Below are 10,881 nucleotides of genomic sequence, written 5' to 3' on the forward strand. Positions count from 1 at the left end.
CATTCTTTGGGGGAAAGGGGGTCCTGTCTCTTCCCCCAGATTTTTCAACCGCCAAAAACAATAGGAATGCCCGACTGGTTTACATTAGGGTCATTTCGAACCCTGTTGCGGAAGTGCTGCCAACTTTCTAATCATAGTTGCAGAAGAGTGCTGAAGTGCTGTATAATAAGGATGTGTGGTTGTGCGGCTAATGCTACCAGGATAAGCTTTTTTGATGTAATGTTGTGATCAACCTCTGTGCAAAGCACTGTCTCAATCTCGTATACAAAAAACCTGGCTAAAGAGGTTTTTCGCCTGCCATCCACAGTTATCCTTTGGAAGCTAGTACGTTGGGGCCCACGGCGAACCTTCAGGACCTGTTATTTAGTCCTCTTGGAAGACTCATGGTGTCAATCCTATCAAGACAGTATTGCCAGCCAGCATGTACCCAGGTTGCCTGTTGGGTTCACCTGTAAATGCTATCCAACCATAACTCATTGCCTAGTAATCGTGTATAAACATGTTGCTTGCCCCCAATCCTCCAACAACCGGAGCAAACAAAACATTACAGTGCGTTACGTGATGAGTTGCCGACCGCCGTCGTAACTAGGAACGGGTTGTTGGAAACACCGGATGTGAGGACTGGAGTAGCGTTCCCGCAAAGCGGCTCCATGTGAAAACTGTTTGGTGTTATTAAAAGAACAGCCCCAAAAATAAGTTACTCTACATTGTTTTGTAGACGTACCTATTAGGAAAGGTTGGTTATCAGTGAATTAGTGCAGGTCATATACGGTAGTTTCAAAAGAGAGCATACTGAGATCTTTCAGAGAATAGATGGGTTACTAATGAAAGGCAGTAAATACCTTGATAACTTCATAAGCCAATTGAACATTAGGTCAAGAATTATTAGAAACAAAACCGACAGGAACGCTTGTTCGGCAAACAGGTAAATGAATTCTTGGTTCCGTAGTATCGCATTCCTGTAATCGAGAAATATGATCTTTGAAGGCAATGGTACCTTGTATTAGAACTAGATCATGAGCTTGAGCTGTTTACAACCTTAACTCAATAGAGATACCAAGTTATGAAGGATACTCAGGAGGATAGAATCATGCAAGTCACGGAGAAGACGGTAGTAGAGACGTCCAGGCAAGAAATCCTAATGAAGATAGGCCTAAATCGCCAAATACTGTTTATGAACTGTCGAGAAAAGTGAAATAGAAAATAACTAGAGTATTACTCTATATGCAGATTTAGAGTTTCCTTGAGAGCCCCATACTGATACAGGAGGTGAGTAAATGATTGACGTTGTAAACTTACAGGTTATGCATCAATCATTTGGCTCCGGAATCGTCACTCAACAAGATGGATCTTATATTATTGTCACCTTTAACGATGTGGGACGGAAGAGGTTCGTTTTCCCTGATGTCTTCAAATCTTTTATGACAACCGCTGATTCTACGATTTTAGCGGAGATTCGGAAGCTTATCACGGAGAAGGAAGAGAGAAAGAGAAATCGGTTAAAGGAGATCAAAGCTCAAAAGCAACACATCCTAGTAACCTCACGACCGCCCAAACGGACAAGAACAAGGAGACGCAAGATACCATGTTCTAACATCGCGTTCAGATGTAATTACTGTGATGGTGGAAGATCGTCCGAGCAGGTCGGCTTCTATGGGGTCTGTTCTGATACCCAAATCCGTTACAACATCGACAAAGCGGAATATGCATGGTGTAGTTCTCAGGATAGCCGTTGTAAACAGTACCTGCAAGGTTTGCTTAATCGGCAACAGTTGGAGAGCTTCATGGGAGAAGAAGGCGAAGGTTACGTCTGCTATGAAAGCCAGATGCTTCGAGACTGGCGCGCTCTGGGCGGAACGGTTCGCACAGGCAAGAACAAGGGTAAACCCCTGCGCCTTAAAGAAGTTAGGTCTAATAGTATTGCCGTGTTAACAACACGATCGCCCCATTCGGAGGAAAAAGACCGCTTCATTTTTGCAGTTTTCCTTGTCGATGAATGCTCTAAAGGAGATGATCGTCAGGTAGGATACGTTACTACCAATTCAGAATTCAGGATCCAGCTCTCTCCAAGAGAAACCCCCAAGATGAAATTCTGGAAGTACTACTTCAATCGAAGTCGTCCAGAATTGACGCAGTGGGGTTCTGGATTGCATCGTTACTTGGCAGATCTTCAAGCTGCTCAAATCTTGAAAGACTTGGTAACAGTGAAAGCGAATACGAAGGATGCAGTTCTGGCCAAACGATTCTTCGACCATTTCTGTAACATAAAGGGAATGGATACCGCTAAGTTACCAGAGCCAATGGGAGCTTTATGTCGCTAGTAGTGCCAATTACAGGCCAATAGAAATCATAGCCTTCGGCCCTGAAAACCAACACCAGGCGATGGGCATAATGTAATCGCAGGAAGAACACTGTCTATCGCATACGCGTGTTGGTTGGGCATCCGCAACAGAAACCATGTCATGAGAAACCTGCCGTCAAGCTGAGCATTAGTCTTATTCTTGTCCAACTACAGCTAGTCTTCGTCTATCGAACTAAAAAACGTGGGACGGGCTCGTAAGGCGTACGTAGTCTGTCTGTGAGGTTCACTTGCCAGCTAGCGAAGAACTGTAGGATGAACATGGAATCACTGATCGACATGAACCGGAATCGGTGATCGGGTTGAAGCATATTCAGTGATCGAAATGACCGGAATACACGTCTTAGCTATTTGGAGACAGAATAGGGACAAAGCCGAACCTCTCTTAGAACCTCTTAAGTGTCCATCAACGCCTTGGCTCCCTCTATTAAGTGGAACCCGTTCGAATACTACATTCAGGTTATTGCGATCCAACATGTCTTCCAGCAGCCTGCAATATGGTATCTGTCGGCAAGCTTGTCAAAAGGCAGGTCCAGACGTGCACCTACGAATGGGACCTAGCCACAGGCCTGCTGTATTATCATCCACTCCACTTAGGTTTGACCCGGAAGCTCGCGTCAACCAGCACAGTCAAGATAATTAGCATGCCTCTCCCATGTGAAACTAGGAAACCAACATGCCCTCTGTCGTCACTTTGGCACTCAGACCGTATAAGCTTTTATGTAACCCGTTTGACGTACTCATCAAGCGATTATGCGTTCTTGGTACATACGGGAGTACCAAGAACGTATAATCGCTACACCAAAACTAATAGCCTTCGTTACCCATTTGCCGCTCCAGGGATTGGCGAATTAGCCCCATGATATAAGGTAATTCCTCAAGTGAGGTCAAGACAACTTCTACGTCGCCATTTCCCCAACGCCCCAGTCCTGTTACATTCCTGCAGATACCTTTAGGATCATTAATCTCCGAATAAGGCATGTTTAGAGTCAAGCGCGGTCGTTTCCTTTGCGGAATAACGTCAACGAAATTGGTCTCCGCTTTATAGGCCACGTACAATTTCAAGTATTCTTCGGTCACGCACGGGTTCAAGGCGAAGATCTCTTTTCGCAAGGCCTGAAATACCTCGGCCATCGGCCCAGTATCGATAGACGGATGATTACGTATAGAGTATTCGTTGGGTCGAGGTTGCGGCCTGTACAACTCTAGCACACCGGGCGAAAGCTGAGGAGCTGGCCAAACCTCCATAGCAATATCAATCAACTCTTTTGCCCTAGCGACTATAGTCTCTTCATTCCACGTATCAAGTGTTCTTAACATTTGGTTGAGGCGCAAAGGGCTTTCCCCGAATCCACCAACCATATCACGTTTCTCAATGAAGGGACGGTCACTGTATTCCGAATTGTACCCGGTTAGGGTAAGGTTTCCCAGGGTGTGTACCCATTTCTCCTGGACATCTTTCCAGTCTTCTCCCAGCATGGCTCGCCAAGCAGCGGACAAGTTCTCGTTTTGGGGCATGATGTGCTCGATCGTATACTCATCGACAGCCACAGCCTCTTTTCTCTGAAAGTTCTCCAAGCGTCGCAGGCAATAGCTTCGATTACGGAAGTTATACAGATCGCGAGTTTTCAAGTCCCGTCGAAATTCCTCGTCAGTAGGAAACCGTCTATAAGAGGGAAGCATAAGGAAGTGTGCTTTTACACTCTCGAGATACCGTGTCTTATCGATTCCCCTGAGGAAGGATGCGAAGGTCTTGTTCATCGAATTGGTTGGTATCGCACAAATTGCTCGACGGAATACGTAGCTTTCCACTAATCGCACTGCGGTAAGAAAATCCTCTTTCGTCAACTTGCCTCCAACATAATCATCGTATAGCTCCAACAAAAAAGGATAGGCAACATCAACTTTCAATTCCCGTATATGACTGAACGTCTGGCGTAATTCAAGATCTGTCTCTTTCCCAAAGGCTATTGAGCAGTAATATTCTGCAAAGGTACGAATATCCTTGAGCAAAGGCTCCAGTCCAACTTGTATTACTTGGGAATGGGCATAACGTTTAAAAGCGTCATATACACCTCTAACCTTGGGAATCTCACCTGTTCGTACGGTGAGGTAGTGTCGGATAAAGCCATCAAAGTGCTCAGCATATGCTTCTTGCCCGAAATCTAGTTCCATGCGTCGCCAATAGTTATTATACATAACTGCTTGGAGTTCGGGTTCTAAATCCATGAGCACATAATTACGAATAAGGTCAGCTTGGGTTAGTTCCTTCCCTGTAGAGTTTAGGCTTTCGAAAATGAGTTGCGGCTTGTCTTGAGTTCGGTCCAATGAGATATCCACTATAACGAGCTTGGCCAACCCTTTACACACTGTTGTAAGATTGTCCCTTTCTCTATCGAGTTTCTGATTGAAGAAGTCGAAGCATTCCTTTATTCGCTTTGAGTAATTCCGCGGAAAAGGTTGTTGTTCCACTAAGGCTACCAGTGATTCTCGATCAGTCTCGCCCAAAAGGAGTTTGAATCGACGCTCACCTGATTCATAGGGGTTGAGCAGGTAGTAATTGCGAAGCTTAACAGCCGAAAAGCCGTCAACCGGTTCATTATCACCAAGGACTCGTGCAAGAGCTTCAATCAGGATAGAGACAGTGGTTAACCTCTGTTGACCATCGATAACTAACAGGGGATCCTGGTTTGACACTTGGTATAGCCCCCTTTCCACATAAACAATAGAGCCCAAGAAGTGCGCCATGGTGGCGTCGTCTTCGCCAGACTGCAGAACATCGTCCCAGAGCCTCTGACACTCCCGAGTCGTCCAGCTGTAAGCTCGTTGATAGATGGGGATAACGAATTGGGGAGACTTTTTTATAAAGTCCAGTAGTCTTGCTTCACTTGCTTTCATGTTCAGCACCTCTTTAACTATATTACTTGTCATGTGCAGTTGAGCAGATTCTGGGGAGACAACACCTCAAATTTGACGGCAGCTTGACTCCCTAAATTCGGACATTATGCTATATGGCTGTCCTTCTTATAGAATTGCTCATGAATGCTTGGTGATACTGTCGAAGGCTTTCGTAGTTTAGGCTACCATGTCTACGTCGTTATTGTAGTAGGCATATACTTGCTTACCTCAGTATAAGCATCCAAGAAGGTCTGAAACTCGTTTTGGCTGTAGCCTTCATCTTCCAAGATTGATTCTCGTCGATGTGACTGATACAATGAAAAACCAAGCTGAGCTGACTCGTGGTGCCTTGCGGATCGTCTTCACTGCCCCCCCTAAGCATCCAATTTCCAAAAGGCTCAGCGAAAACAAATGGGAGGTCATCAATTTAGCAACTCGGTCAAGGTCCTGCTGCCCGCTATCCATCAGCTTATTCGGCCAGTTTTCAATATATCCCGCAGAGCATACCATGGTACGAAAACCCTGTTTGGTGATCCATGGGAATAATATCTCGATACCGTCGGCATTGGTGGGCAAGGTCCCCCGGCTAGAATGCATACTGTCCGCTGTAGTCCTGTTCCCTGATCCACCTCTGTAACATGGGGAAAATGGGCGTCGAGGATTACCAAGCTTCCGGGTTTTAGCGCCACACATTGTTGATTCATTTGAAACCGGCCATAGCCTTCATCAACATAGAGTATTTTAAAGCTCTGATGTAGATGATAGCGAGCCATATTACCCGCAGGTAGACGTTGGTATTATCCCCAGACTCCCCGCTAGTCTCCTCCTTCTACATCGGTCCCCTAACAACTTCTCGACCCAGGGGCTATTCCTTACATGCCAGGCTCCATCCCCCCAATGAGCGGACTCAAACTGATGTCTGCGGAGGTCGAAGCGCCTTACTGCTAACGACCACTTGGCCGCAACTGTCCTATTCTTTTACGTCTCTCATTTTCCCTCCGTCCTCAAAGGGTAGCATGTCTATGGGACTCAAGAAGAGCACCCATGTCCTATCCATCAATAAGAGATAACATATTCGGTGGATTTACCGTACCGGTTTGCTAGGCATTTAAGCAACACTTCTTGTATTTCTTGCCGCTACCGCAGGGACAGGGTGCGTTACGTCCCACCCGCTTTACTGACTTTACCGGCTTTTCAGCAGCGATAAATCCCCCTGCTACCAATTCCTTAACACCAATACGTTCAGAAAAACTCCTACGAAACAACTGAGCCTCCCGTGCAAATAGTGCAGGGTCCACGCTCTTTGGAGCAGGCCAAGCATGAACATAATCATATTTCCAAAGCTCCCCCACCCGAGCTTTGATGACATCACCCTTCATCCCCTCGACCTGTTCTAATATGCGCGTATGTAACTCTTCGGATATCAGTTCATGTGCCAGCAGGAAGTCATAAACATAGGGTAGTCCCCATAAAGCCCCCGCCGCACGGGGCTTCTGGTTCGAGAGGAAACCAAATCTACTATACACGTAGTTCTGTAATGCCTCGCCATCTACGGCGAACAATTCCCCGAAGGTGATTGGCTTCTCTGTTATTAAATCAACAAGAGGACATATGTCCATAGCCGCGTACCACAGGATACTCCCAATCTGGAAATTAAGTCCTGTTTGTGCATAGAGGTCCTTAGGGAACAGCACGCTCAAACGAAGGAGAGCCTCCTCTGTCACCAGCTCATCAGCAGCAAAACCCACATCAGTAGACTCCATGGAAAGCTGGCCAATTATCCCCTCGAGTTCCCCGGCAGGGATCTCATAATCATAGGAGCCTAAGTAGGCCATAATCTCCTCTTTATCCACCGCTTGTCCTGCTTTACTCTTTTCATAGATCTGTTGCAGCTTCAGCATAAAGGCAGCTTGCCCAAAATGTGATTCTGCTCTGCCGATCAACCAATCGCTATTTTTCACCTTTTCATAGCAGTGCTCTATTACATCCGTTACCATATCCAGATGTCCATAGAAAGCCAGTTTATCGAAAATAGGAACTAACTGGTCTATAGAATCTGCCGGATTGGCAAACAGCCGCACTAAGTCCTCGGAAGTACACCGGCCTTGAAATAGTTTTATATCGTTCACGCGGGCATCTACATAGTAGAATGAGTCATCCAGCATATCAGCATTGAGTTCATATAGTAAGGAGGCAAACTCTAAGACCTCTGCGTGTCTTCTCTGGTCTTCCAGCCAACCAATTTCCTCCAGGATCCAATCCGCATCAATGCTCTCCTTGAATTCCTTCGGCAACTCTTGCGTAAAGGTGTCCTTAATAAATGCGTGAAGCTCCTCCTCGGATAACCCGCGAGCTATTTTGCACCACTTTTCTGGATCAGTAATGGGTATTTCCATGCCTAATCACTCCTAGAACACTATGAGGGTCAATCATAAAGGCTATACTATCTACCTGAATCTGTCTCACAACTAGGTTAGCATATCAGCGAGTGACTGATAATACTTCCGAGCTCGTCGTGCAAGCCCTATCCTGGTATTCTTAGACTTCTGCCCTTTGCTATCATCTGAGTCGGAATATCTACCATGCGGACATAGACCCACAACTGATAAATTCACCTTAGCCCGGGAAGCGGCAATATCGAGTGGCCTTATCATCCCGTGCAAGTTGCCTTACCACGCCCGTTTCGTTTTAATGGCTGAAGATGACCTTATCTAATCTAATGTACAATGCGATGATCAAGAGCGCTACCGCATGGACAGGGTTGCCACGTCCCATCCGCTTTACCGACTTTACCGTTCTTTTGTAGGAATAAATCCAACTTCCACCAATTCATCAACATCAATATGCTCGGAAAAGGTCCTGCCAAACAACTGGGCCTCCCGTGCAAATCGCGCAGGGTTCACGCTCTTCGGAGCGGGCCAAACATGAACATAATCATATTTCCAAAGCTCGTCCACCCGGAATTTGATGACCTCACTCTTCATCCCCTCGACCATCTTCAATATGCGCGTATGTAACTCTTCGGATATCAATTCATGTGTCAACAGAAAGTCATAAAAATAGGGCAGTCCCCATAAAACTCCCACCGCATGAGGCTTCTTGTTCGAGATGAGATCTAATCTATCATAGATGTAGGCCTGGAATGCCTCGCTGTCTGCAGCGAACAATTCCCCAAAGGTGATGGACTCCTCTGCTATTGAATCAGCAAGGGGACACATGTCCATAACTGCATACCACAGGATACTACCGATCTGGAAATTGAGTCCTGTTTGTGCATAGAGGTACTTAGGGAACAGCATGCTCAAACACAGGATATCTTCCTGTGTCACCACCTCATCTACGGCAAAACCCGTATCGGCTAACTCCGTGCAAAGCTGTGCAATTATATCCTCAACCTCCTCAGAGGTGAACTTATAATCATAGGAACCTAAGTAGGCCACAATCTCCTCTGTATCCACTGCTTGTCCCGCTTTAGTCTGTTCATAGACCTGTTGAAATTTCAGCATAAAAGCAGCTTCTCCAAAATCTGATTCTGCTCTGCCGACCAACTTATCGTCATTTTTCACCTTTTCATAGCAGTGCTCTATTACATCCATCATCATATCCAGATGTCCATAAAAAACCAGTTTATCGAAGATAGGAATCAGATGGTCTATAGAATCTACCGGATTGGCAAACAGCCGCACTAAATCCTCGGAGCTACACCGGCCTTGAAATAGTTTTATATCGATCACGTGGGCATCTACATAGTAAAATGAGTCCTCCAACATATCAGCATTGATTTCATATACTAGGGAGGCAAAATCTAAGACCTCTTCGTATCTTCCCTGGTCCTCCAGCCAACCGAGATCATCAAGGAACCAACCCACATCAATGCCCTCCTTGAATTCCTGTGGCAACTCTTGTGCAAAGGTGTCCCTAATAAATGCGTGGCGTTCCTCTCCGGATAACCTGCGAGCGATTTTGCACCACTTTTTTGGATCAGTAATGGGTATTTCCATGCCTAGATCACTCCTATATCACTATGGATGGTAGATCATAAAGGCTACATTATCTTCCTGAATCTGTCTCACAACTAAGTTAGCATATCAGCAAGTAACTGACAATGATCCGACCTCTTCGTGCAAACCCGTTCCTGGTATTCTTAGACACCTGCCCCCTTTTTGTCATATGAGTCCGGGGAGCGGCAGCAAGAAGGGTAGACATGATCACAGTTGAGTATAAAAGGGCTAGATAGAGCAGGTTCTTCGCACTGCTTTCATCTGATGGACCGTAAATTGATTGTAATAATACCCGGGGTAGTTGGCAAACCTACCGATCACACCATTGCGGGCAGGGATCTCAAAGAGATCATCTCCGGTATACTTAGCTAGCCGTAGTAGTCAGGAGCCAACTGAGTAGCCGTGACACTTTTGCTGTTCCTGCTCCGGTCACCACCCCAAAATGTCCCCGGCTCCTCGATCCCAAGACCCAGACGGACCGGCATCTGTTCCTCATTGACCGCAACAGTCATCTCTCCGACGGGAATCTCGGGCTGAATCCACAAAGTAGCTTGGAGCAGTTCAGTGTGGTTTAACACTAATGCAGAGCTTGCGACAGAGTTTAAAGAAGAACAGGAAAGCGAAAAATCGGGGACAGGCAGCAGTTCCGTAAGTTTTGTCGGAAGTGTCCAGCGGTTATCTCTGTGTCTTCAACCTTCACCGCTGTATATGACTATGTAAAGGAGACCGCAGATTATTGGAGTGGGGTTCGGAGTCGTCTATCCATATTTTTGTAACAACAACCGATACCTAAAGTCCAACATGGCAACACTGTTTTTTACTGCCCTTCGGTCTTGATTCCGGGATAGCTCGCCGGGATTTCCATCGTCTTTCGCTCCATGTTCCTGAAAAGGCTCCCGGTCGACCGTCGCACCGTGCCTAACCCCTACCGGCGGATCAACAGCTTGGGAATCATCCATTCTCCAGCAATCATTTTCGGCGTGGTGTATATGTGTCTTCTCGGCGATGTCTTGACAACTTCAGAATGAGATCTGCTTATTTAGGATGAGATCGGCTATATCCCGTTCTCTAATGAAACGACCGAGAGTCTGTTAGCAGTGGTTTCCAACAGTACAAGCGGTAAAGTATGATCATTATTCCACCCTAACCTCGGTGATTGGAACAAGGTGATTGGCGATGATAGATTAACTGCCACTCTTTTCGAAGACTTATCCATCACTCGCATATCCTTGCCCTAGACCGGGCCAAGCGATCGGTTAAAGCAACCACCAGCTAGTCGCGGTATTAACGCAGAGGCGGTGTCGGGAGCATAATCGTTTTCCAGGAATGGTGAGCAAAGAACATTGATGTAAGACGTAGATCGCGCCGAAGGCTCTAGACCTTTCTGGCTGCCATTTGCCAAAATCCTCGATTGCCAAACACACATGTAACACCAATTTGATTTAATCAAGGTTGCTAGAGATGGTCAAGTTTTTCAGACCGATAATTGCACCTATTTCCATTGGGCGTATTTAGATATTGGGGGGAGTAAATCAGGAATATGTAAATGACGAAAGAATAACCATTCTTTTCATATAGAGGAAGGAAAAAGAGATGACACCGAGAACCCCGTAGTTATTCAGA

6 protein-coding genes and 1 pseudogene are annotated in these 10,881 nt (G+C 46.1%); 1 reads left to right on the forward strand and 6 read right to left on the reverse strand.

What is annotated here, in order from left to right:
• Positions 1-1,277: 1,277 nt before the first annotated feature.
• Positions 1,278-2,321: a hypothetical protein gene (locus tag M0Q40_11575; protein MCK9223236.1), complete on the forward strand. Its 1,044-nt coding sequence runs from the start codon at positions 1,278-1,280 to the stop codon at positions 2,319-2,321.
• Between the two features lie 845 nt (positions 2,322-3,166).
• On the opposite strand, the gene M0Q40_11580 is transcribed toward M0Q40_11575, so the two are convergent.
• From M0Q40_11580 to M0Q40_11605, 6 genes and pseudogenes are all read right to left on the reverse strand, one after another.
• Positions 3,167-5,257 carry a DUF262 domain-containing protein gene (locus M0Q40_11580; GenBank protein MCK9223237.1) on the reverse strand — a complete coding sequence of 697 codons (2,091 nt, stop codon included), beginning with the start codon at positions 5,255-5,257 and terminating at the stop codon, positions 3,167-3,169.
• Positions 5,258-5,533: 276 nt separating this feature from the next.
• Positions 5,534-5,854, reverse strand: coding sequence for a hypothetical protein (locus tag M0Q40_11585; protein MCK9223238.1), 321 nt, complete (start codon positions 5,852-5,854; stop codon positions 5,534-5,536).
• Between the two features lie 503 nt (positions 5,855-6,357).
• Positions 6,358-6,453, reverse strand: a pseudogene (locus M0Q40_11590) (SEC-C domain-containing protein).
• A gap of 1,593 nt (positions 6,454-8,046) precedes the next feature.
• On the reverse strand, positions 8,047-9,258 hold the full coding sequence (locus tag M0Q40_11595) for a hypothetical protein (GenBank protein MCK9223239.1): 1,212 nt from the start codon (positions 9,256-9,258) through the stop codon (positions 8,047-8,049).
• Between the two features lie 368 nt (positions 9,259-9,626).
• A complete protein-coding gene (locus M0Q40_11600) occupies positions 9,627-9,836 on the reverse strand; it encodes a hypothetical protein (protein MCK9223240.1) in 210 nt (69 codons plus the stop codon).
• Between the two features lie 180 nt (positions 9,837-10,016).
• Entirely contained in the window at positions 10,017-10,217 is a 201-nt protein-coding gene (locus tag M0Q40_11605; GenBank protein MCK9223241.1) for a hypothetical protein, read from the reverse strand.
• Positions 10,218-10,881: the final 664 nt, after the last annotated feature.

The organism is Limnochordia bacterium, assembly GCA_023230925.1.
Taxonomy (GTDB): domain Bacteria; phylum Bacillota; class Limnochordia; order DUMW01; family DUMW01; genus JALNWK01.

Bases quoted from the DNA above. Each gene is read 5' to 3' on its own strand.
- M0Q40_11575 (MCK9223236.1), top strand. From the start codon at position 1,278: ATGATTGACGTTGTAAACTTACAGGTTATGCATCAATCATTTGGCTCC.
- M0Q40_11580 (MCK9223237.1), bottom strand. From the start codon at position 5,257: ATGAAAGCAAGTGAAGCAAGACTACTGGACTTTATAAAAAAGTCTCCC.
- M0Q40_11585 (MCK9223238.1), bottom strand. From the start codon at position 5,854: ATGCATTCTAGCCGGGGGACCTTGCCCACCAATGCCGACGGTATCGAG.
- M0Q40_11595 (MCK9223239.1), bottom strand. From the start codon at position 9,258: ATGGAAATACCCATTACTGATCCAAAAAAGTGGTGCAAAATCGCTCGC.
- M0Q40_11605 (MCK9223241.1), bottom strand. From the start codon at position 10,217: ATGGATGATTCCCAAGCTGTTGATCCGCCGGTAGGGGTTAGGCACGGT.